A 23154-nucleotide genomic window follows, 5' to 3' on the forward strand; every position below is an offset into this window, starting at 1 on the left:
GCCCGCCATCTCTCCCTCTAAAGGCGCATCAGTTGCCTGAACTCTTTCACCTTGCTGCGGCTCACCGGCACCTGAAAATCCAGGTCGCGCAGGCGCAATATGTAGGTGTTATTGAACCACGGCTCTATCTCGCGAATTTTGCTCAGGTTAACCACGTAAGAACGGTGGCAGCGGAAGAAATGACTCTCCGGCAGGCGGCTGCAAAATTCAGTAATGTTCATCGGCATCACGTAAGACTCGCGGCGTGTATACACGAAGGTCATTTTTTCGTGGGCTTCGGCGTAGTAAATATCGTTGATGTCGGTAACGATAATCCGCTCGTCCTTCATCAGATTTATCGTGGTGGCTTCGCGGTTTTCATGGCTGGCCGCTGGCTGGGACACCTGCTGATAAGCGGCCTCCAGCTTTTGCAGCATGCCGATGATGCGCGACTCCTGGTAGGGCTTCAGAATGTAGTCAAAAGCCTCCAGCTCGAAAGCCTCAACCGCGTGCTCTTTCCAGGCGGTAATAAACACGATAAACGGCTTATGGGCGAACTTGCTGATGTTTTGAGCCAGCAGCACGCCGTCCAGCGACGGAATATTGATGTCGAGAAAGATGGCGTCCACTTCGTGATGCTGTAAATATTTGAGCACGTCCATCCCGTCGTCAAAAGAGGCGACAATCTCCATCTCGCTGTGATTTTTAATCAGCCAGCTAAGCTCCTGCTGGGCGAGGAATTCGTCTTCTACAATGATGACCTTCATGCTTCTTTCCCTTCCTGTGGGCGAACGGCGGCGGCTGGGACGGCGCGCGGTACATAAAACGCAATCTCGGTTCCCGGCTCCAGGCGACGAATGATCAGCCCTTCGCCGTACAGCAGCTGAACGCGGTGATGCACGTTCAGCAGGCCGATTTTATTGCCCGGCATTTCGTTATTCTCCACGCGCTCAATCACCTTCGGATCGATACCGTTGCCGGTATCCCGAACCGCAATGCGCACCCGGTTGCCGCTTTCTTCAATACTTATCGTCACCACGCCTTTACCTTTGCAGGGCTGAATGCCGTGCACGATGGCGTTTTCAACCAGCGGTTGGATAAGCAGGCTCGGAATGCGGCAATTTACCTCTTCATCGATGTTATAAATCACCGTCAGCTTGTCGCCGAAGCGCGCCTGCTCAATGGCGATATAATCCTTTATCTGGTAAAGCTCTTTGCGGATGTCGATAAGCTCGTCGTCATTCAGCTCGATGTTATAGCGCAGATAGCGTGACAGATTGACGATAAGCTGCCGCGCGGTGTCCGGATTCAGGCGAATGGAGGAGGAGATAGCATTGAGCGCGTTAAACAGGAAGTGCGGGTTTATCTTACTTTGCAGCGCCCGCAGTTCGGCTTTGTTCGCCATCTCTCTTAATTGCTCTGCCCGCGAAACCTCCAACTGAGTGGAGATAATCTGCGACAGGCCAACGGCCATTTCCTGTAGCGTCGAGGTTATCTGGTGGGCATGGCGATAATAAATTTTCAGCGTGCCGGTTACGACGCCCTTTTCCCACAGCGGAATAATAATCAGCGAGTGAATCTCCGGCGTGCGCCAGGCTTCGTCATCGTTGCGGATGATAATACGGCCCTCTTTCAGCGCTTTACGGGTGCGCGGGCTGAATGCCTGGTCGTTCTCATGGTAATTACTTTCCCCCAGCCCGACGTAGGCCAGCACCTTTTCGGTATCGGTTATCGCCACCGCGTCAGCATCAATATCTTCGCGGATAATCTTACAGACCTGGCGCAGCGACTCGCTGTTGACCTTGCGGAACAGCGGCAGCGTTTTATTGGCAATATCCAGCGCCAGCTTGGCCTGGCGAGCGGCGCTGGCTTCTTTTTCGCCCTCCACGCTGCGCACCAGCAGAATAATAAATCCAATCGATACCGAGCCGAGAATCATCGGCACGCCGATTTTTGACACGATATCGAGGCCCAGCGCGGTCGAAGGTGCCCAGGCCACGACCAGAATCATGGTCATGGTTTCGCATAACATGCCGCCGATTATCCCCACGCGCCAGTGCCGGTCTTTGGGCACTTTGCGGTTGATCCAACCGGCGATAATACCGGCCAGAATGCTGGTAATAAAACAGGGAATGGCGGTGATACCGCCGATGTCTATCAGGTAGCGGTGGGTTCCGGCGATAAGCCCGGTAATGATCCCGACCCACGGCCCGAACAAAATCCCCCCCGACATCACGGCAATAATTCGCACATTCACCAGCGAGCCTTCTACCGGCACGCCGGACCAGGTGCTGAACAGCGCGAACATGGAAAAGATGGCGGTAACGGCCAGCAGCTCTTTTGGCGTATGGGCGTTTTTGTGCAGCAGCTCGCGGAACAGCCTGATGCGGATCAGGAAGAACAGGCAAATAAGCATCAGCGCCGCGCGATCGAACACCGCCAGCAGCATATTAAGGATTTCGTGCACGGGATACTCGCGTCGCTCAGAGGGGAAGGGGTAATGATAAGGAAATTTGCAGGGGGTTTCCAGTTAAGGGCTGCCCCTCAGCTTGAGCCGTCGCCTATACCGTTCAGTAACATCCACCCTTATGCAGGGGCGGCTGAGGTTCCGTTCACCCGTAAATCTATTTTCCCTGTACGTTCAGATACGGTGAACGTGTCCGGGGGATAACGCCATCCCCCGGACCGCCCCGGCGCCCGGCAAGCTCATCGCCGCTAAAGCGGTAAACCCACCGGTTATCACCCAAACATTCGGGGTCGTTCGCGATTCGTTCCCGACGATCGCTCTCTTTCGCGGCTCCCGGCTTAAATCGCCTACGTTTTCTCTCCGACTGGCCAGGGTCCGGCTGTCGGGAACGGCCGGAGGTTGAGAGCGTCGGGAACGCATCTCAACCGACCCAGGACTGGGAGATAAAACGGAGGTCTGCCGCTTCAGCGGTCGATTTATTTGGCCGGGAGTCCGGGGACTCGGGGGAATGACGGTGATTCTCCCGAGACGTTCACCGGTGCGGTGGCCGCATATAAAACAGGACTGGAAGTGAACGGAACCTTAGCCAGGCCTGCATAATCGTCGATGTTTATGACTAAGTGACAACTCTGGCAGCGTGAGGGTCAGTTACTTCCCGCCCAGCTGTTCACGCCCGGCAGCCGTTAAATCCTGCTCTGTCGCCCGGCCTTCAAAATCAACTTCGAAATCATCGGCGGCAAAGTCAGGGGGAGATTTCCCCTCCACAAACGCAGCCCACTGGCGCGGCAGGTATTCGGCGTTCTTCTCGCACCACGGCGCGGCGGCAATATACATCACGTTGCTGTCGAACTCGCCGAGGTGCTCGTTCTCCACCGAGTGGATAACGTCGCAGTGCCAGAATACGGTGTCGCCCGGCTCCATATCTGGAATTGAGGAAATCCCAGTCAATAAAAGGGGATGCCACTCTTTGTTAATGGATAACGCTCTGCCAGGCTTCGCCTCGCACAGAGAGTCTTCCGGTACGTCATCCTGCAAAGCTCGCAGTAAAATATAGGCCATTGCATTGGCCACCGGCAGCAGATTCAGCGTGCCACCGTGCTTGCGCTGCGGCGTCAGGGCCGTCCAGCCCTGGAAGGTGCGGAACATTGAGCACACCGCGGGCGATGGGAATTCGCGCACTTCCGTCCTGCCTTCGGCGGCAAACGGACTGTACTCCCGCCACTGGCCGGAGAAGACGTGACGGTAAACGTGACGGAAGTTTTCGTCCAGCCAGCGCTCTACCGAACCGCCGTCCACATGCGGCGAAAGGCCAAGAGAACTTGAGCGTGGCGGGCGGCGGCGGGTGCGGTCGGCATAAGAGACAACGCGATCGGGATCAAAATGCTGCCTGCCGTTGCTCTGCGTTTCCCAGAGATTATTCAGGAAAACCTGCACCGCTTTCATACGTTCGTGCTGGCGAGCCTCGACCTGCGGCCTGGACCAGTAGATGCCGTAAATTTGCGGCTTACTGTCGGCAAGTGTGCCGAAATAGTTATCCTCTGCGGCGTTTTTCAGCTTTTCTACAAAATTATTACGCTCAAGATAATTTCCTATCTCCTGGTTCCAGCCATTAGCCGTGGCCTGCGGGAATACGCCTTTGATGGTGCAGCAGCCGCGCTGGCGAATGAGCGCTTTTTGCTGCTCGCTGACGCGATTATGAATAATGTCATCGGCATTGATTTGTGGAACAGGATTCTCACTGCGCGCCATCTCGCCGCGGATCTCTTCGATCTGCTGGCTAATGTTGGCTTCAAGTTCGGCGAATACCGCCTGATAGTTTGGCAAGTCCTGGCGAAGCTTTTGTTTTATCTCGCGGATAGCTTTTGGCAGATCGTTAATTTCCAGGTGCATAGGGGACTCCATCTCATCAGAGAGTAAGTTGCTGGGTTGTTGCTACCTGGTTAATCTAAGCTTAATTTATTAAATGAAATAGAGATGACTTTCGAATGAAGCTTCCCGTTTTAGGGGAAAAGAAATATTTTTTCGTTACCCCCTCGACAGGGGATTTTTATTCGGGCCATTTTCAAAAAAGGCCACATACGTGGCAGCGTCGCTCGGACGGTCCGGGCGCTAACGTGACTCTGAGGAATTTATGGCTGACTCCAGTCCAAAACGTCGTTTTTCGCGTATCGATCGCCTTCCCCCGTATGTTTTTAACATCACCGCTGAACTGAAGATGGCTGCGCGTCGGCGCGGCGAAGACATTATTGACTTCAGCATGGGCAACCCTGACGGGGCCACGCCGCCGCACATTGTCGAGAAACTTTGCACCGTTGCGCAGCGTGAAGATACGCATGGCTACTCAACCTCACGCGGTATTCCCCGCCTGCGTCGTGCTATTTCGCGCTGGTACAAAGACCGCTACGACGTGGATATCGACCCGGAAAGCGAAGCCATCGTGACCATCGGCTCCAAAGAGGGGCTGGCGCACCTGATGCTGGCAACGTTGGATCACGGCGATACCGTGCTGGTGCCAAACCCGAGCTACCCCATTCATATTTACGGGGCGGTCATTGCCGGGGCGCAGGTTCGCTCGGTACCGCTGGTGGAAGGCGTGGACTTCTTTGCCGAGCTGGAGCGTGCGATTCGTGAAAGCTATCCGAAACCGAAAATGATGATCCTCGGCTTCCCGTCTAATCCAACCGCGCAGTGCGTGGAGCTGGAGTTTTTCGAAAAAGTTGTTGCCCTGGCGAAGCAGTACGACGTGCTGGTTATCCACGATCTGGCCTACGCAGACATTGTTTATGATGGCTGGAAAGCACCGTCCATTATGGAAGTTCCCGGCGCGCGTGACGTGGCGGTAGAATTCTTTACGCTCTCCAAGAGCTATAACATGGCGGGCTGGCGTATTGGCTTTATGGTCGGCAACCAGGAGCTGGTTAGCGCCCTGGCACGAATCAAGAGCTACCACGACTACGGCACCTTTACGCCGCTACAGGTGGCGGCAATCGCTGCCCTGGAAGGGGACCAGCAGTGCGTTCGTGATATCGCCGAGCAGTACAAACGCCGCCGTGACGTGCTGGTGAAAGGGCTGCATGAAGCGGGCTGGATGGTTGAATGCCCGAAAGCATCAATGTACGTGTGGGCAAAAATTCCCGAACAATACGCGGCAATGGGCTCCCTGGAGTTTGCTAAAAAACTGCTTCAGGAAGCGAAAGTCTGCGTTTCGCCGGGGATTGGCTTCGGTGACTACGGCGATACTCACGTTCGCTTCGCGCTGATTGAAAACCGGGATCGCATTCGCCAGGCCGTGCGCGGCATTAAATCGATGTTCCGTGCCGACGGCCTGCTGCCGCCGGTGCCGAAAAACGCCGCTGAGAGTGCTGAATAATAAAACGAAAACAGGAGCCATCTGGCTCCTGTTCTTTTGACTTGTTGCCCGCTGCCGGTTACTCAACCATCAGGAAGAAGGTGCCAGCCCACAACACAACAATCACGGAAATACCCATCAGAAAATATTTCACTTCACATAGCTCCGCGCTGACGCGCATCTCAACAGGTACATAATAAGGTGAAGCCGCAGATTTTTATGGCCGCTCCGCCTGGCATTCGGGGGTAAAACCTTACCCGGACGGCGGTAATGTACTCTCAAATCTAAATTGAAAACAAGTGTCTCAAAATTGTGACAGTTGTCTATTTTTTGAACTTTGGTGGTGTGGCTATGAAAGGGTTTAAAAGCGATAAAAATCATTGTGTTAATCTGAATAATTAATGATTATTTTTGACGTGAAATAAGTATTTTTACTGACAATATATTTTGTGAATTTTTCACGAAGATAAGAAAAATCGGGTATTTTTTCTGAATAAGAGGAACACACATGCTGGCGGGCATTTGGGCAGGTCGCCAACGTTTAAAGCGGTGTTTCAGAGTTTTGATACAGTCCGGGCGCTAAGCCTGAGCGTATGCTCAGTTATTCCATAAAATATTCCGGGTGAATCAGCTTCCCCTTTTAGTGAGCAGGCAATGACAACCTCCGAAACCGCATCAACCGGCTCGCCGCAGACCACTTCTGTTCGCCTGCTTTTTGGCACGCTTATGCTGGTGATGCTTTTAGCCGCGCTTGACCAGACTATTGTTTCCACGGCGCTGCCGACGATCGTCAGCGAGCTGGGTGGGCTGGACCGCCTTTCCTGGGTCGTCACGTCCTACCTGCTGGCTTCAACAATTGTTGTGCCTTTGTACGGAAAATTTGGCGATCTGCTGGGGCGCAAGGTGGTGCTGCAAACGGCTATCGCGCTGTTTCTTCTTGGCTCCGCGCTGTGCGGCCTCGCCCAGAATATGACGCAGCTTATTCTGATGCGTGCTCTGCAGGGACTGGGCGGCGGCGGGCTGCTGGTGGTCACAATGGCGGCGGTGGGCGACGTTATTCCGCCTTCGGAGCGCGGTAAATATCAGGGGCTGTTTGGCGGCGTATTTGGCCTGGCAACGGTAATTGGCCCGCTGATCGGCGGTTTTCTGGTGGAGCATTTCTCCTGGCGCTGGATTTTTTACATTAACCTGCCGCTGGGGATTTTTGCCTTGCTGGTCATCGGCACGGTGCTGAGGTCCCAGACCGCGCGCATTCGTCACCAGATAGACTTCCTTGGCGCGGGCTACCTCACGCTTTCTCTGACCAGCCTGATCCTCTTTACCAGCGAAGGCGGAACGGTACTGGCCTGGTCGGACCCGCAGCTTTGGTGTATTTTCGCCTTTTTTGCGGTCACGCTTGGCGGCTTTATCTATGAAGAACGGCTGGCGGTGGAGCCGATTATCCCGCTGCATCTGTTTCGCAATCGCACCTTTTTAATCAGCTGCCTGGTGGGCTTTATCATCGGCATGTCGTTGTTCGGTTCGATGACCTTTTTGCCGCTCTATTTGCAGGTGGTGAAATTTTCCACGCCTTCTCAGGCCGGGATGCAGATGCTGCCGCTGATGGGCGGCCTGATCCTCACTTCGATTATCAGCGGGCGTATCATCAGCAAAATTGGCCGCTACCGTATTTTCCCGATACTCGGCACGCTATTGAGCTTTATCGCGATGGCGCTGCTGGGCACGCTGAAACTGGATACGCCGCTGCACACGCTTTATCTGTATGTTGCGCTGCTGGGGCTTGGCCTCGGCATGGTGATGCAGGTGCTGGTGCTGGCGGTGCAAAACAGCGTGGAGCTGAAGCTTATCGGCGTGGCGACCTCAAGCGCGACGCTGTTCCGCTCTATCGGCGGTTCTATCGGCGTCGCTGCATTCGGCGCGGTGTTTACCTCGGTTCTGCGCAGCAATCTTGAAACCCTGATCCCCGAAGGTACTCAGCTTCCTCGCCAGCTGGGAGCAGAAGCGGTGCACCACTTGCCGGAGGCCATCCGTAACGATTATCTTCAGGCCTTCGGGTCGGCTATTCACTCGGTGTTTATTATTGCGGCGAGCGTGATAGTGCTGGGGTTCGTGCTGGCGCTATTTATGAAAAATGAACCACTGCGTAAGGGATAACGATGAAAAAAAGAATCGATTTAAACAGTGATTTAGGAGAAAGCTTCGGCCAGTGGGCGATGGGTGATGATGCCGCCATTTTACAAATTGTCAGCAGCGCGAACGTGGCCTGCGGGTTTCATGCCGGGTCGCCTGCGGGCATTCTGGAAACGCTCCGTGCGGCAAAAGAGCGGGGCGTAACCGTGGGTGCTCATGTGGCTTATCCGGATCTCGTTGGATTTGGGCGGCGCAATATGGACATTGCCAGTGATGAACTGACGGCAGATGTTATTTACCAAATTGGGGCGTTGCAGGGGCTGGCGCGTGCGGGGGGAACAAGCGTGCGTTATGTGAAGCCGCACGGCGCGCTGTATAACACTATTGCCGACAACAAACGCCAGGCCGATGCGGTGCTTGATGCCATGCTGGCTGTTGACCCGGCTCTTCCGCTGGTGGTGCTGGCAGGCTCGCCGCTGCTGGAATGGGCGCAGCAAAAAGGGGTGAAAACCATCGCCGAGGCCTTTGCCGACAGGGCTTATCACTCCAATGGTTCACTGGTTTCAAGGCGCGAGCCGGGAGCCGTTTTACACGATGCCGCGCAGGTTGCAGCGCGTATGCTCCGGCTGATTACCGAAGGCGGCATCGAGTCAATCGAAGGGCAATTTACGCCCATTGAAGCCGAGTCTATCTGCGTCCACGGAGACAGCGCCGGAGCCATCGCTATGGCGGGCGAAATCCGCAGAGTGTTTGAGTCCCGGGGCATAGCTATTCAGCCTTTCGCCTGATAACGACCGTGGAATGTCGGAGAAAATGTCGGTATAAATGTCGGAGAAACTTTCCCGGAGAGTAAACGATGAACCGCTACCAGCCGCCATTTTCTTTGACTCCTGCGCTTCTGAACAAGACGGTTGAGGCCGGGGAGCTGCTTGGGCGCTGGTCTGCGGGGGCGCAACGTTCTTCCCCTCTGCTGCGCAAAGAAAATCGCATTCGCACCATCCATGCTTCGCTTGCTATAGAACATAACAGCCTGTCTGCACAGCAGGTTACCGCCGTTATGGAAGGGAAGCGTGTACTTGCTCCGGCAAAAGATATCCAGGAAGTGCGCAACGCCATTCTGGCTTACGAAAAGCTCCCCGGCTGGCAAAGCCATAGCGTTGATAGCCTGCTCGCTGCCCATCGGCTACTCATGTTCGGGCTGGTGGATGCGTCGGGGAAACTACGCTCTGGCGATGTCGGGATTTACCGCGAAAGTAGACTTATTCATATGGCGCCACCGGCTGGCCGGGTCGGGCATCTGGTGAGCCAGCTTTGTGAATGGCTAAGAGATACCGATCTTCATCCGCTGATTTCCAGCTCTGTTTTTCATTATGAATTCGAATTTATTCATCCTTTTGCCGATGGCAACGGGCGTATGGGGCGGCTGTGGCAAACGCTTATTCTCAGTGAATGGCGGCCCGAGCTGGCGTGGCTCCCGGTAGAAACTCTGATCCACGGCCAGCAAGATGCGTATTACCGCGTGTTGAGAGAATGCGACAGCCGCGGTGACTGCACGGCTTTTATCGAGTTTATGCTGGATAAAATAGTGCTGGCGCTGCGGGAAGGCGTGGCGCATAGCCGGCTGGAAGAGGAGCCAGCGGCTTATTATGCCGAAAGGATCCGCCCCACGGAGGAGCGCATTCTGGCGCTGATTGGGCAACAACCGGCTATAACCATTGCCCGGCTGGCGGTGCTTACCGGGTTAACTACCCGCACCGTCGAACGTAATTTAAAAACGCTCCAGTACAAAGGCCGCCTTTCGCGGATTGGCGCGGCCCGCAGCGGATTCTGGCAGCTGAAATAGCCCCTTATTCTCCCTCCATGCTATCCATTCCATTTTCTTTTGTTTTTTCCTGTTAACAATCAAATAACATTATATCTAACAACTTTGTGACAAGGTGCAATATACATATAACTTATTATGTTTTATAAAATGTAGCCATTGCCTGCAACTATGCCCCCTAAAGAGAAAGAGATATGGAACAGACATCTGCTACAAAAAGTACCGTACCGCCGCCGGAGAAGGGCCAGCAGTTCAACCGCTCCATCGGGCTGGTCTCCAACTTTGCGCTAGGGTTTACCTATCTCTCGCCGCTGACCGCCGTTTATTCCCTGTTTGCGCTGGCGATCACCCTCGCCGGGCCACCCGCCATCTGGTGGATACTGATTGCCGCCTGCGGCCAGCTGCTGGTGGCGCTGGTGTTCGGCGAAGTCGCTTCGCAGTACCCGATAACCGGCGGATTATATCCGTGGGCCAGAAGGCTCTGGGGCAAGAAATACGCCTGGATTGCGGCGTGGATTTACCTTTGGGCGCTGGTGGTGACGATTACCTCAATCGTCGAATACACCTCCACCTTCGTGGCTTCGCTGTTCCACTACGGCGATACGCCCATTGCCATGTTGCTTACTTCGGTCGTGCTGCTGGCAATCATGATGGGCGTGAATATGTCCGGGACTAAAAACCTCGCAAGAGTGGCCCGCTTCGGCTTCTGGTGCGAAATCATCAGCGTGATTGCGCTGGGTATTTACCTGCTTATTTTCCACCGCAGCCAGCCGTTTTCGGTGGTGTTTGACGCAATGGGTGCGCTGGCGAAAGACGGCAGCTACGGCACCGCTTTTATGTCCGCTTCGCTGATGGGCCTGTTTATGTTTTTTGGCTTTGAGGCCTGCGGCAATGTGGCTGAAGAGGTGCAAAACCCAGGGCGCAAAATCCCGGTTGCGATGATCCTCAGCATCGTGTTCGGGGCTATTTCGGCGGTGATATCGATCCTCGGCTATCTGCTGTCTTCCCCGGACTTGATGAACATCGTAAACGGCAAAATAGCCGATCCGATCCCGGCGATTCTTAATGACGCCCTGGGCGAGAAGGGCGCAACTCTCTTCATCGTGATTGCCGTCGTGGCGATGCTGTCCTGTATTTTGTCGCTTCAGGCCGCGCTAAGCCGCCTGATCTTCTCCTTCTCTCGCGACAAAATGCTGCCGGGTAGCGAATGGCTGGCGAAGATCTCGAAGCATAGCGTGCCGGATAATGCGATGTTGGTGAGCTGCCTGCTGCCGATGGTGATTTGCGTCTGGGTCTACTTCCAGCCGGATAATCTTTCCCGCATTACCGCCTTCGCGGTTATCGGGATCTACATTTCCTTCCAGATGGTGATTCTGGCCGCGCTGCGCCAGCGCCTGAAGGGCTGGAAACCGGCCGGGGAATGGACGCTGGGCTCGTGGGGAATGCCGGTGAACGTGCTGGCGCTGGCCTACGGCATAGGCGGTATCTGGCTGCTGGCTCAGCCTGCGGACAGCACAAACTTTATCGACCGCTGGACGGTACTGGTCGGGCTGGCGCTGATTGTTGGCTCCGGGCTGGCGTATATGGCGCTGGCCAGGCCGTTCGGTCATTCAGATGCCCCGGAAAATGATGCGATTGAATATGCGGATAAGCTAAAACTTTCGCGGGAGTATTAGGAAAAGGGCCTGATGGCCCTTTTTTTACACCTCGTACAGCGTGCAATAATCGCTTTGATACACCGGTTGTACATCGCCGGTGTTGAACAGATCGCCCACCCGGTATTTCGGCCAGGAAGAGAAAATAATTCGCTTATCAATATTAGACAGGACAACTTTATGGTTATTGAATAGCGGGAGTAATTCTTCTTCCACCTGGCTAACTAAAAGATCAATCGCAGCAACGCCAACAAAGCGCTGATTAAAATAAACCGGCATCGCTGAAGTTAGCGTGTACGAGGTATTACAGACGTAATCAACATAGGGGCCGTGAATATAGGCTTTACCGTGCTCCGGCGCGCGTTTAAACCATTCAAAGGTTCTGAAATCCAGCCGCTGCTGGGTAGCCTGATCCAGGTCGAGATTGACCTTGTTAACCCCGTCGGCTTTTTTATACCACCACTCCAGAAGCCAGAATTCTTTATTATCCGGGCTGGCTTCAATATGGCTGGCAAACCCGGAGCCGGAACAGTAAACGGTATTATTCAGCGTCTCTTTGATGTGCTCCTGAATCATCTTTTTAACCGCCGGGTCAAGCAGCAGCTTCAGGTCGTGGCCGCGAAACTCGCCGAGGGCGGACTCTATGTCGTGCGCAAGGCTAACGGTGGCTTCGATGGTGGAGTTAATGATGTCGTCAATTTTACGGGTAAAGGGTAGCAGCGATGAGGGTAAGATCATATTTATGCCCGCGTTTGTTGTTGTCAGCTGAATTTATATTTTAATTTGTTTTCAATAAGATAAAGGGTGAAGGTGTCGATTAGCTGCGTGGCTAATCTCACGGCTTCGTGCTCATTATGGTTTTCCAGAGCGTTAATCAGCTCGGTATAAAGATCGATAACTTCGCGATGAATAGCCTCAGAATGGTAAAGAATGGCGACCAGCGAAGCCCACTCGGCCTGTAGCAGCAACTCCTGGTTGGCGAGCCTGGCGGACTGGGAACTGGCGGCAAGCGCCAGCAGGCAGCGCATATCGGCCTGGGTCTTCATCTCCGGCGTGGCGGCCGTTTTTAGCTCCTCTATAAAGTCACGCAGCCGGTTAATATCGGCGGGCGTCATTCTGCGGGAAGCCAGTTTGGCGCTATGGCTTATTATGGCGCAATGCATTTCACCGAGGTCGGAAATATAGTCGGAGCTGATGGCCTTAAAAGGGTGCAGGGTGGTATTAAATTCACCGCTGTTTTCGCAAACAAAGCTGCCGCCGTTACGGCCACGAATAGTATGGATTAAATTATTTGCCCGCAGGGTATTTAAGGCTTCACGGATAGTAATGTGTGAAACGCCCATCATTTTGGCAAGATCGGCCTCATTCGGAAGCTGCTCATTGGCCTCAAGCAAACCAGTAATAATTGCATTTGAAAGTCGCTGCACAATCTGATCGGAGCGACTTGCCTGTCCTATAGGTGCGAATATTACTGCATGAGTAATCATATTAATCTCTGATTTAAAGTCCCTGAATCAACGGTTATTGATAGCACAGGACGGCCTTTTAAGAAAGGCGCTGGCCGCTCTGCCAGAACCAGGAGCTTTACGCTTTCATACGCGGGTAAGCCGGGTTTGAACGGCGGAAGCTGCGGATGTTTGTGTGAAAATATTGTTAAATTGAGATGCCAATCATGTTGCTAAAACAAGCGGATTGAAAGATTGCTCATCAAAAGATATTACATAATATTGTTTATGTTTAATCTAAGGAGAAGGCGATGCAAATCCTGAAGCATTTCATCAACGGGCGCTACGTGGCGGGCGAGCAGAATGCGTTATTCGACCTGGTCAGCCCGGTTAACGGCGAGGTTTATGCTCAGTCGCCCGACGGCGGGGCGGCGGAAGTGGACCAGGCCTACGCGGCGGCGAAAGCAGCTTTCGCGGTGTGGAAACACTCTTTGCCGTCTGAAAGGCAGCGCGCTTTGCTGAAACTGGCAGACGAGATTGAGCGCAACGTTGAGCGGCTGGTGGACGTGCAAAGCCAGGAGACGGGGCAGCTAAAACACTTTATCGAGAGGGATGAAATCGCCGCCTCCTGCGATGCCATCCGCTTCTTTGCCGGAGCGGCACGCTGCCTTGAAGGCAAAGCTTCCGGGGAATATACCGCCGGGTTTACCTCCACCCTTCGCCGTGAACCGCTGGGTATTGTCGGCCAGGTTACGCCGTGGAACTACCCGTTTATGATGGCGGTATGGAAAATCGCCCCGGCGCTTGCGGCCGGTAATACCGTGGTGCTCAAGCCCAGCGACACCACGCCAATCAGTACCCTGATGTTGGCCGAAATCGCCGCACCGATTTTCCCGCAGGGCGCGTTCAACGTGGTGCTGGGCAAAGCCGGAACCGGGTCTCTGGTCGTTTCAAATCCCGAGGCCTCGCTGGTGTCTATAACCGGTTCGGTGCGCGCCGGGTTACAGGTTGCTGCCTCAGCGGCGGCTAACCTGACCAAAGCGCACTTAGAGCTGGGCGGCAAAGCGCCGGTGGTGGTTTTTGCCGATGCGGACATGAGCAAAGCCGTGGAGGTTATTACCGCCGCAGGATTCTCCAACTCGGGGCAGGACTGCACGGCGGCTACGCGCATAATCGTTGAAGAGTCAGCGTATGACGCCTTCCTTGAGAAGCTCATTGAGAAAACCAAAACGATAACATTTGGTCAGCCCAACGACCGCGATGCGCTGTACGGAGCGCTGAACAGCAGCAACCAGCTGAAGCAGGTCACGGGATTTATCGAGCGGCTGCCGGCGCACGCAAAAATAGAAACCGGCGGCAAAAAGGGCGCGGGGCCGGGCTTCTATTTTGAGCCAACAATCATCTCCGGGCTTAAGCAGCATGACGAGGCCATTCAGCATGAGGTCTTTGGCCCGGTGATGACCATCCAGTCGTTTTCCGGTGAGGAAGAAGCCCTTAGCCAGGCCAATGATGTGGAATATGGCCTGGCTGCCAGCGTCTGGACCAGCAGCCACAGCCGAGCGCAGCGGTTCAGCACCCGTCTCGACTTCGGTACGGTGTGGATCAACAACCATATTCCGCTGTGCGCCGAAATGCCTCACGGAGGATTTAAAAAATCCGGCTACGGCAAAGATCTCTCTTCCTACTCGCTCGACGAATACACCCGCATCAAACACATCATGTGCGACATCACCGAATAAGGTTTGGGGAAGTTAGCGCTGGGCTAAAGAGCTTAATAAAGCGCCAACCCCTGGTTCAGGCGGGGGATTGGCCGCGGGTGCTATCGCAGCGGCGGAAATCATTTGTTATCATTTCGTAAAGATATATCTATAAGACTGATAAAAAAGGCTCTCTATGTCTATTACCCGACGTGATTTTCTTAACGGGATGGCAATTGCAATTGTCTCTGGCTTAACGCCTCTGGAACTGGTGAGGGCTACCGGCAAAGTGCCGGGCAGCGCCGCCCTTAATGCAGATTACTATCCTCCGCTATTAACCGGGCTACGCGGCAACCACCCCGGCTCGTTCGAAATGGCGCACGCGCTTGGCCGCGAGCACGAAAAATTCGACTTCAGCAAACTGCCGCCAGAAGAAGAGTATGACCTGGTGATTGTCGGCGGCGGTATCAGTGGCCTGGCGGCCGCCTGCTTCTGGCGCGAGAAAATGGGCAAGGATGCAAAAATTCTTGTGCTCGATAACCACGACGACTTCGGTGGGCATGCCAAACGTAACGAATTCAACGTCGGCGGCAAAACCCTGCTCGGTTACGGCGGCAGCGAGTCTTTCCAGTCGCCGAACAGTAACTTCAGCCCGGTGGTTCACGGCCTGATGGATTCCCTCGGCGTCAGCATCACGCGCATTAAAAGCAGTTTTGATGCTAACTTTTACCCGGATAACAACCTGAGCCGTGGCGTGTTTTTTGATAAAAAGAACTTCGGCGAAACCAAAATCGTCAGCGGCGATCCTGGCCGCGCGGTTTCCGACGATATTCCGCCGGACAGGCTAAATGGCCGCAGCATCGAAGCCTTTATCAATGACTTCCCGCTCAGCCAGGTAGACCGCAAGGCGTTGCTGGACCTGCACGTTAACCCATCTGATTACCTCGCAGGGATGAGCGTAGAGCAGAAAACCGAGTGGCTGGACGCCCACAGCTACCACGAATTCCTCGAGAAGAAAGTCGGCTTAAGCAAAATGGCGCTGATGTACTTCCAGCAGCGTACCAACGACTTCTTCGCCATCGGGATTGAAGGCGTGAGCTGTAGCGATGCCCGCGCCTGCGCGCTGCCGGGTATGGAGGCGATGGGCCTCCCGCCGCTGGACGGCGAAGCGTTGGCCGATCTCGAAGAGCCGTACACATATCACTTCCCGGACGGTAATGCCGGGCTGACTCGCCTGATGGTGAGAAAGCTTATTCCGCAAGCATTGCCGGGTAGCACGATGGAAGACTCCGTCACCGCAAGGCTGCACTACGAGCTGCTGGATACCCCGGAAAACGACACCCGGATCCGCCTGAACAGCAGCGTTATCAACGCGGCCAATACCGATAGCGGCGTGATGGTGAGCTACATCAATAACCAAAGCGGGAAGCTGCACCGGGTGAAGAGCCGCAACGCCGTTATGGCGGGCTACAACATGATGATCCCGTACCTCGTGCCGGAGATGCCGGAGCAGCAGAAAGAAGATCTGCGCCTTAACGTGAAAGCGCCGCTGGTTTATACCAACGTGGTGGTCAATAACTGGCGTGCGTTTAAAAATACCGGGGTGCATGAATTCTATTCCCCGGCCGCTCCGTACAGCCGCGTAAAACTCGATTACCCGGTGAGCATGGGCGACTACCATCATCCGAAAACGCCGGACGACCCGATGTGCATTCATATGGTGTATGTCCCGACCTATCCGGGCAGCAATATGACGCCGCGCGAGCAGTTCCGCCGGGGCCGCGCCTTCCTGTTAGGATCTACTTTTGAAGCCCACGAAGAGATGATTCGTTCCCAGCTACAGGAAATGTTGGGCCATACCGGGTTTGATAGTCAGCGTGATATCGCGGCTATTACGGTGAACCGCTGGGCGCACGGTTACGCCTATTACGCTAACTCATTAAGCGATGATATGGAGAAAATGCCCGAGATTATCAGCCGCGCCCGCCAGCCGATTGGCCGAATCACGATAGCGAACTCCGACTCGGACTGGAGCGCTTACGCCCACGCGGCAATTGACCAGGCGTGGCGCGCGGTTAATGAACTTGTGGCGATGGGGTAACCAGACATGAAACAGATTTTAGCGGCTATCTCACTGATTTTTTCCGCCAGCGGTTTTGCCGCTGTCTCGCACGGTGAATACGTGGCGCGCGCTTCGGACTGCGTAGCCTGCCATACGGTAGACGGCGGGACGGCAATGGCCGGAGGCAAAAAGTTCTCCACGCCGGTGGGGGATATTTATTCCACTAACATCACGCCGGATAAAACCAACGGTATCGGCAACTACAGCTACAAAGATTTTGAAAAAGCGGTTCGCCAGGGCATAGCCAAAGACGGCCACGCGCTCTACCCGGCGATGCCTTATCCTTCCTACGCAAAAATGACCGACGAGGATATAAAGGCGCTGTACGACTACTTTATGAAAGAAGTCACCCCGGCGGCGACCGCCAATAAACAGAACGACATTCCGCTGCTGCTTTCCGCCCGCTGGCCGCTGCGCGTGTGGAATGGCCTTTTTGTGGATGACGTAAAGTCCGGCGGAGTAGTCGTTGAGGCAAGCGGCGATAACGCGGAGAAAATCAAACGTGGAGCCTATCTGGTACAGGGGCCAGGCCACTGCGGCGCCTGCCACACGCCGCGCGGCTTAGCCATGCAGGAAAAAGGTTACGATGATTCCAGCCCGGAATTCCTGAGCGGGGCGATGATCGACGGCTGGTATGCCCCTTCTCTGCGCGGCATGAATATGTCCACTCAGGAGGTGAAAGACCTGCTGGGCAAGGGCAGAAGCCAGCACCATGCTATTGCCGGGCCGATGGGCGAAGTTGTTACCCAGAGCACACAGTATCTGACCGACGCTGACCTGGAAGCTATTGCGCTCTATATCGCTAACTTCAAACCGCAAAAAGCAGAGGCTGCTCCGGTTAATGCCGCCGTGTTTTCTCAGCCGTCCGACGGTAAAACGTTGTATATGCGCTATTGCTCTACCTGCCACAGCCCGGACGGGAAGGGCACCGATTACAACGTCCCGTCGCTGGTGGGCAACTCTGCGGTAATGGCGAAAGATCCGTCCTCGCTGATCCGCGTGATCGCTGACGGGGCGCACACCCCGCAAACCCAGGGCACTATCCCGTTTATGATGCCGGGCTACAAAGGCCTGCTGTCGGGCAAAGAGATGGCTGACGTAGTGAACTACGTGCGCGGCTCGTGGGGCAATGGCGCTCCGGCAGCTACCGAGGCTGAAGTGCAGAAGATTGTCGGCGAAGAGAAAGCTAAATAACTTCGCTAATTTATCTGTGACCGAATGGGGCCGTTATGGCCCCTTTGCTTTTGGCTGCCGGCAAATAACGTCGCCTTGCCTGTTAACGTGATTCATCAGGGCTTTCAGGCTGCATCGTATGGGCGACATGTTGCATCGCCGTGCCCCGCCAGCAGCCCCTCCACCGAAATATCTTCGTTGAGTGCGTCCCAGTGAATGCCGTGGGTGCTTAACTCGTATTCGCTACGCTGTTGATGGCTGGCATTAAGTAGCTTTGGAAACCAATCCAGCGGGATGCCGAGAGTGCGCCCATCGCTCAGTTCAACCCACATTTTTTGCTCATCAAATCTCAGGTGTTTAGCTGAAATAGCCATACCAGGCCTCTATAAATAATTTGCGATACTTTTTAACGTAATTTTCTAATTCATTTCGTTCCCTGGGGCTGAAACCAGCATTACGTGCGAGAGTAACAAAAGGAATTAACCAGAATTTGGCTTCAGCATCAGTATTCCGACCATGAATGTGTTTGGGTTCCCGTGGTGTTCCTTCATTGGAATAGAAGAAGAAAATATACCCTTTGATCCGTAGTATGACAGGCATAAAAAAGTGCTCCATGCTTTGAGTTCACATTTCATCATTTCTTTGCAGGCAATCAGATTTGTGAAATTAGAGGCTGACGGACATCCGGCCCGCTGCACAGATATGATTCTCTCTTTTAACCTCGAAAATCGGGTTGACATAAAGTTTCCGAATGCCAGGTCGGAATATTAACTGCTGTGGATGTGAAGCAATTATCCTCCTGTAAATTACTGGATCAATCACCAGATGATGTGGGTTTGAGTAATTGCGCGATGCCTCGATAAATTATGTCGCAGCCATGGGAGTAAAATCTGGCTGCAACTGTCCCAACCGGATTCGCCTGTCGGCTGAAAATTCGTTATCATCCGCACCCACTCTCCAGCCGGGCAGCCTGATGTCTACCATTGTTGATACTTTTATTGCCCCGCCGTGCCGCGAAGAGATAGAGATCCTTTATCAGGACGAGCACCTGCTGCTTATCAACAAGCCCGCAGGGCTGCTGAGTCTTTCCGGGAAAAATCCACAAAATCTCGACTCGGTGCATTATCGACTGGTGAAGCTATTCCCCGGCTGCACTTTGGTTCACCGGCTTGATTTCGGGACTTCCGGGCTGATGGTGGTTGCGCTCAATAAGGCTATTAATGCCGCGCTGTGCCAGCAGTTCAGCCAGCGCTCGGTGAATAAAGTGTACAGCGCGCTGCTCTGCGGGCATCTGAATAATGACGAAGGGGTAATAGATGCGGCGATTGCCAAAGACCCTGCGCTGTTTCCGCTGATGTCGATTTGCGCTATCAATGGCAAGCCTGCGCGTTCCCGCTATCGGGTTGTTGAGCGGTTTTCTCGAGAGTCAGGGGAGGGAACCTTATTGCCGCTGACGCGGGTACAGCTCACGCCGGAGACGGGGCGAACTCATCAGCTCCGCATTCACTGCCAGCAACTGGGCCACCCGATATTAGGCTGCGACCTGTACGGCGGTCTTTTGCAGCCCGGCACTGAGCACACGCCGCGGCTAATGCTGCACGCCAGCGAACTTCATTTTGTGCATCCCGTTAGCGGGGAAGAGATCAAAGCTCGTCACGCCAGCCCGTTCTGAAGACGGCAGCATCAAGTGCCGTCGCCAGATAATAGGCAGCGCTATGGAAATAGCCTCAGGGGAGGCTACTCGTTGCCCCACTGGTTCAGGAATTCTGCAATCTCATCGATGCGCTGCTCGTCGATACCGGCTTCAGCCGCCATCTCTTGCTGCGCTTCTTCGCTGATTTCTTCGTTGTTCATCAGGCGGGTAATCAGCAACTGGAAATAGTGCGCCAGGCGATCGCGTTCTTCCTCGCTAACCGGTTTTGCGGTTTCGGTCGAATACTCATCCGCGATGTCATAGAATTTCAGCGGTACTTCATTATTCATAAGTCGTCTCTAAGTTAATGTCCGGGGCTGCTGCTAAGTCATTGAAGGCCGGTAAAGCCCGCTTACCACATCAAATCATCAGGCACGACAAAGTCAGCGTACGGGTCGTCTTCGTCTTTTGCATCCTGGGTGAGTTCGCTGCTTAATACGATAAAGCTGGCATCACGCTGTTTGATTTTATCCGCGACAATGGCGGGAATAATTGCGTATTCGCCTTCAGGATTCTTGTCCGAAACCAGGCGAGCAATGGCCAGGCGGCCGTTGGTTAGCTGAGCCTGAGTTGTCTTATCAACGTAAACTTTTTTAATTAAGTTATTGTCCGTGAAGTTATAGCCAATATCGCCCCTCGAAATAACAATTCTGTTCATTTCAATCAGCTGTTTAATCTGAGCTTTAAACTCTTTTGCGATAGCGGCCTGCTTCTGCTGCTCGCTCAGCTCTTTATCACGCTCAACCTGAGCCTGTTTATTGGCCTCAACGGCCTCTCTCGCCTCACGAGCCTGAACGCGTGATTTTTTAGCTGTTCTCTGCACCTTAGCCATCTTTTTACTGCTGACTAATCCAGCTTTAAGCATCTGCTCTTGTAGTGTGAGTTTTGTCATGATTTTCTTCAGGGCTGATTAAATAATTCCCGGGATTATACCCTTAACACCAGGAGCAGTGCCAGAATGCGGGCTAATACGGTACATTTAATTGATAATGCTAATTATTTTTCTTTAAGAGCAAAGAAGAAGGAGCTGCGCTTTGGAAGGGGGATAACATGGCGTTCCCTGCAGGAATCGAACCTGCAACTAGCCCTTAGGAGGGGCTCGTTATATCCATTTAACTAAGGGAACGCAGCGGGCGTAGTATACCCGCTTTTGTCGCCAGGTTAAGGGGTTACAGTGCTGTTTGCCTGATTCCTGTACAATTTACCCGCCATACTTCGAGCCGAAACACTTTTATCTTTCCGATTCCTGCTTCCGCTTAGCCTCTGCTTTCTTCTTATTGCTCATATCGTTGCGGATCTGTGCGTGGCTGATGAGCGCGAAGATAAAGGTGCCGCCGCAGATATTGCCTGCCAGAGTCGGCAGGGCGAACGGCCAGAAGAACTCGCTCCAGTGCAGCGTGCCGTTGAACACCAGGTAGAGGATTTCTACCGAGCCAACCACGATGTGGGTTAAATCGCCCAGGGCTACCAGCCACGTCATCAACACGATGACGAAGATTTTTGCCGAGCCTGCGGCGGGGAACATCCACACCATAGTGGCGATAATCCAGCCCGAGATAATGGCGTTGGCGAACATCTCGCCCGGCGGGTTTTCCATCACTTTCATGCCGATATCATCGAACGCCTGGCGGGTGGCTTCGTCAAAGATTGGCATGTATTCAAAAGCCAGCGCCGCCAGCGCGGTGCCGACGATGTTGCCGAGTAGCACAATGCCCCACAGCCGCATCAGCAGCCAGAAATTACTGGCCGTTGGGTGCTGCATTACCGGCAGCACGGCGGTAACGGTGTTTTCGGTAAACAGCTGCTGGCGCGCCATAATCACGATAATAAAGCCGAACGTGTAGCCGAGGTTTTCCAGCAAAAAGCTGCCCGGCACGCCGACCAGGTTAACGTGAAAAATGCCCTTAGCCAGAAATGAAGCGCCGATGGAAAGCCCCGCCGCTACGGCGGACCAGAACAGCGCCATGCCGTCCCGCTCCAGCTCTTTCTGCCCGTCGTGGCGAATATGCTCGTGGATAGCCATCGCGCCGGAGGGCAGGCGGTCTTCATCCAGCTCAATTTGTTTCCCGCTGGTGTTCTCTTCGCTGTCCACTTCCAGCTCGTCGGTTTTACTTAGCTTGTCATTTGCAATCTTGTCCATTGGGCGGTTCCGCGTCAGAAAACGGTCTTTTAAGCGTAGCGGTTTTTGCCTCCTGCTCGTGATTAATGGGAAAAATCGTCCCTGCTTTGATCTGAGTAACAGGAATAACTCTAATGGAGTAGGCCGTAGCGCGGGCGCGGACTGAAGAAAATGGGGCAATATGATATGCTTGGCGCCACCTGAGACAAGGAGCGCCTCCCGATGTTAGAAGCCCGACAACTGACCTGCCAGCGTGATGAACGCACGCTGTTCAATGCGTTGTCATTTCGCGTTGAGCCGGGCGAAATGGTGCAGGTGGCGGGCCAAAACGGCGCAGGAAAAACCACGCTTCTGCGTATTCTTGCCGGTCTGGCCCAGGCCGATGAGGGGGATGTATTCTGGCAGGCGCAGCCGCTGCGCCGCCAGCGGGATTTATTCCATGATGACCTGCTGTGGATTGGTCACCAGGCCGGCATCAAAACCGTTCTCACGCCGTTTGAAAATCTCACTTTTTTCCATGCCGATGTTGCCGCAGCGCAGCGCTGGCACGCTCTGGAGCAAATCGGGCTGCTCGGGTTTGAAGATTTACCCGTTAACCAACTTTCCGCCGGGCAGCAACGCCGTGCCGCGCTCGCTCGTCTGTGGCTCTCCACGGCAAACCTGTGGCTTCTTGATGAACCCTTTACCGCGCTGGATGCGACCGGCATCGAAAAATTAACTCAGCGCCTGCGCCAGCATGCCGATGCGGGCGGAATGGTTGTTCTTACCAGCCATCAGCCGCTTGGCTGTTCGGTTCGCCAGGTCCATTTGCAGGGCAGCGCCCAATGATGCGGCGTATTTTCTGGCGCGAGCTGCGGGTGGTGTTTCGTCGCGGGGCGGAAATCGCCAACCCGCTGTGGTTCTTCCTGATTGTCATTACTTTGTTCCCGCTGGGCATTGGCCCGGAGCCTCAACTGCTGGCGCGTATTGCCCCGGGCATTATCTGGGTTGCGGCGCTGCTGGCCTCGCTGATGGCAATGGACAGGTTATTCCGGGACGACTTTCAGGACGGCTCGCTGGAACAGCTGATGCTGATGCCGGTGCCTTTACCGCTGGTGGTTCTGGCGAAAGTGACCGCTCACTGGGTGGTGACCGGGCTGCCGCTGTTATTGCTTTCGCCGCTGGCCGCGCTGCTGCTGGGGCTGGACTTTTACGGCTGGCAGGTGATGGCGGCCACTTTACTGCTGGGGACGCCAACCTTGAGCTTCCTCGGCGCGCCCGGCGTGGGGTTAACGGTCGGCCTGAAGCGGGGCGGCGTGCTGCTCAGCCTGCTGGTGCTGCCGCTGACAATCCCGCTATTAATCTTTGCTACCGCCGCGATGGATGCCGCCTCGATGCATCTGCCGGTGGAGGGCTATATGGCTATTCTTGGCGCGTTACTGGCCGGGAGCGCCACGCTTAGCCCGTTTGCCACCGCAGCGGCGCTGCGGGTAAGCGTGCAATAACTTTATTCTTTGTTTTGTG

22 protein-coding genes and 1 tRNA gene are annotated in these 23154 nt (G+C 54.4%); 11 read left to right on the top strand and 12 right to left on the bottom strand.

Going from position 1 to position 23154, the window contains the following annotated elements; genetic code table 11:
* Positions 1-17 precede the first annotated feature (17 nt).
* The 3 genes from FOC35_RS14925 to FOC35_RS14935 all read right to left on the bottom strand — a co-directional run bounded on the left by FOC35_RS14925 (position 18) and on the right by FOC35_RS14935 (position 4336).
* Positions 18-746, bottom strand: coding sequence for a LytTR family DNA-binding domain-containing protein (locus FOC35_RS14925; protein WP_016537542.1), 729 nt, complete (start codon positions 744-746; stop codon positions 18-20).
* Positions 743-2446 (bottom strand): sensor histidine kinase, encoded by a 1704-nt coding sequence (locus FOC35_RS14930; protein ID WP_172569326.1) that lies wholly within the window; start codon positions 2444-2446, stop codon positions 743-745. The genes FOC35_RS14925 and FOC35_RS14930 overlap by 4 nt, the downstream gene beginning before the upstream one ends.
* Positions 2447-3094: 648 nt before the next feature.
* Complete coding sequence (locus tag FOC35_RS14935; protein ID WP_172569327.1) at positions 3095-4336, bottom strand: DUF1479 domain-containing protein; 1242 nt, start codon at positions 4334-4336, stop codon at positions 3095-3097.
* Positions 4337-4577: 241 nt separating this feature from the next.
* On the opposite strand from FOC35_RS14935, the gene alaC reads away from it, so the two are divergent.
* Positions 4578-5816, top strand: a complete 1239-nt coding sequence (gene alaC / locus FOC35_RS14940) for an alanine transaminase (RefSeq protein WP_016537538.1) — start codon at positions 4578-4580, stop codon at positions 5814-5816.
* A gap of 58 nt (positions 5817-5874) precedes the next feature.
* Here the strand turns inward: alaC and ypdK are convergent, their stop codons facing one another.
* Positions 5875-5976 (bottom strand): membrane protein YpdK, encoded by a 102-nt coding sequence (gene ypdK, locus FOC35_RS22950; RefSeq protein WP_209420414.1) that lies wholly within the window; start codon positions 5974-5976, stop codon positions 5875-5877.
* 473 nt (positions 5977-6449) lie between these two features.
* On the opposite strand from ypdK, the gene FOC35_RS14950 reads away from it, so the two are divergent.
* The 4 genes from FOC35_RS14950 to FOC35_RS14965 all read left to right on the top strand — a co-directional run bounded on the left by FOC35_RS14950 (position 6450) and on the right by FOC35_RS14965 (position 11423).
* A complete protein-coding gene (locus FOC35_RS14950) occupies positions 6450-7949 on the top strand; it encodes an MDR family MFS transporter (protein ID WP_172569328.1) in 1500 nt (499 codons plus the stop codon).
* A 2-nt stretch (positions 7950-7951) separates the two neighbouring features.
* On the top strand, positions 7952-8713 hold the full coding sequence (locus tag FOC35_RS14955; RefSeq protein ID WP_172569329.1) for a LamB/YcsF family protein: 762 nt from the start codon (positions 7952-7954) through the stop codon (positions 8711-8713).
* Positions 8714-8781: 68 nt separating this feature from the next.
* Positions 8782-9768: a Fic family protein gene (locus FOC35_RS14960; RefSeq protein WP_172569330.1), complete on the top strand. Its 987-nt coding sequence runs from the start codon at positions 8782-8784 to the stop codon at positions 9766-9768.
* A 173-nt stretch (positions 9769-9941) separates the two neighbouring features.
* Positions 9942-11423: an APC family permease gene (locus FOC35_RS14965; protein ID WP_016537531.1), complete on the top strand. Its 1482-nt coding sequence runs from the start codon at positions 9942-9944 to the stop codon at positions 11421-11423.
* 24 nt (positions 11424-11447) lie between these two features.
* Here FOC35_RS14965 and FOC35_RS14970 read toward each other — a convergent pair whose 3' ends face one another.
* The gene (locus FOC35_RS14970) at positions 11448-12140 is read right to left on the bottom strand and encodes a cache domain-containing protein (protein ID WP_172569331.1); all 693 of its coding nucleotides are present in this window, start codon (positions 12138-12140) and stop codon (positions 11448-11450) included.
* Between the two features lie 23 nt (positions 12141-12163).
* Positions 12164-12889 carry a FadR/GntR family transcriptional regulator gene (locus FOC35_RS14975; protein WP_172569332.1) on the bottom strand — a complete coding sequence of 242 codons (726 nt, stop codon included), beginning with the start codon at positions 12887-12889 and terminating at the stop codon, positions 12164-12166.
* A gap of 269 nt (positions 12890-13158) precedes the next feature.
* Between FOC35_RS14975 and FOC35_RS14980 the strand changes: the two genes are divergently transcribed.
* The 3 genes from FOC35_RS14980 to FOC35_RS14990 all read left to right on the top strand — a co-directional run bounded on the left by FOC35_RS14980 (position 13159) and on the right by FOC35_RS14990 (position 17860).
* On the top strand, positions 13159-14586 hold the full coding sequence (locus FOC35_RS14980; RefSeq protein WP_172569333.1) for a gamma-aminobutyraldehyde dehydrogenase: 1428 nt from the start codon (positions 13159-13161) through the stop codon (positions 14584-14586).
* A 154-nt stretch (positions 14587-14740) separates the two neighbouring features.
* On the top strand, positions 14741-16645 hold the full coding sequence (locus FOC35_RS14985; protein ID WP_172569334.1) for an FAD/NAD(P)-binding protein: 1905 nt from the start codon (positions 14741-14743) through the stop codon (positions 16643-16645).
* A gap of 6 nt (positions 16646-16651) precedes the next feature.
* Positions 16652-17860 (top strand): cytochrome c, encoded by a 1209-nt coding sequence (locus FOC35_RS14990; protein ID WP_172569335.1) that lies wholly within the window; start codon positions 16652-16654, stop codon positions 17858-17860.
* Positions 17861-17964: 104 nt separating this feature from the next.
* Here the strand turns inward: FOC35_RS14990 and FOC35_RS14995 are convergent, their stop codons facing one another.
* Together FOC35_RS14995 and FOC35_RS15000 are read right to left on the bottom strand one after the other, a co-directional pair.
* Positions 17965-18213: a DUF2442 domain-containing protein gene (locus FOC35_RS14995; protein ID WP_016537525.1), complete on the bottom strand. Its 249-nt coding sequence runs from the start codon at positions 18211-18213 to the stop codon at positions 17965-17967.
* A complete protein-coding gene (locus FOC35_RS15000) occupies positions 18197-18454 on the bottom strand; it encodes a DUF4160 domain-containing protein (protein ID WP_371810695.1) in 258 nt (85 codons plus the stop codon). The genes FOC35_RS14995 and FOC35_RS15000 overlap by 17 nt, the downstream gene beginning before the upstream one ends.
* 358 nt (positions 18455-18812) lie before the next feature.
* Here FOC35_RS15000 and FOC35_RS15005 point away from each other — a divergent pair, with 358 nt between their 5' ends.
* On the top strand, positions 18813-19511 hold the full coding sequence (locus FOC35_RS15005; protein WP_172569337.1) for an RluA family pseudouridine synthase: 699 nt from the start codon (positions 18813-18815) through the stop codon (positions 19509-19511).
* Between the two features lie 65 nt (positions 19512-19576).
* Here the strand turns inward: FOC35_RS15005 and FOC35_RS15010 are convergent, their stop codons facing one another.
* From FOC35_RS15010 to FOC35_RS15025, 4 genes are all read right to left on the bottom strand, one after another.
* Entirely contained in the window at positions 19577-19822 is a 246-nt protein-coding gene (locus FOC35_RS15010; RefSeq protein WP_172569338.1) for a YmjA family protein, read from the bottom strand.
* Positions 19823-19884: 62 nt separating this feature from the next.
* Positions 19885-20424 (bottom strand): DUF2058 domain-containing protein, encoded by a 540-nt coding sequence (locus tag FOC35_RS15015; protein ID WP_172569339.1) that lies wholly within the window; start codon positions 20422-20424, stop codon positions 19885-19887.
* A gap of 159 nt (positions 20425-20583) precedes the next feature.
* A tRNA-Arg gene (locus FOC35_RS15020) sits at positions 20584-20658 on the bottom strand.
* A gap of 105 nt (positions 20659-20763) precedes the next feature.
* Entirely contained in the window at positions 20764-21672 is a 909-nt protein-coding gene (locus FOC35_RS15025; RefSeq protein ID WP_016537520.1) for a formate/nitrite transporter family protein, read from the bottom strand.
* A 201-nt stretch (positions 21673-21873) separates the two neighbouring features.
* Here FOC35_RS15025 and ccmA point away from each other — a divergent pair, with 201 nt between their 5' ends.
* Together ccmA and ccmB are read left to right on the top strand one after the other, a co-directional pair.
* On the top strand, positions 21874-22479 hold the full coding sequence (ccmA, locus tag FOC35_RS15030) for a cytochrome c biogenesis heme-transporting ATPase CcmA (RefSeq protein ID WP_172569340.1): 606 nt from the start codon (positions 21874-21876) through the stop codon (positions 22477-22479).
* On the top strand, positions 22476-23135 hold the full coding sequence (gene ccmB / locus FOC35_RS15035; RefSeq protein WP_172569341.1) for a heme exporter protein CcmB: 660 nt from the start codon (positions 22476-22478) through the stop codon (positions 23133-23135). The genes ccmA and ccmB overlap by 4 nt, the downstream gene beginning before the upstream one ends.
* Positions 23136-23154: the final 19 nt, after the last annotated feature.

This window comes from Cedecea sp. FDAARGOS_727, assembly GCF_012273235.1.
In the GTDB taxonomy this organism is placed as follows: domain Bacteria; phylum Pseudomonadota; class Gammaproteobacteria; order Enterobacterales; family Enterobacteriaceae; genus Cedecea; species Cedecea davisae.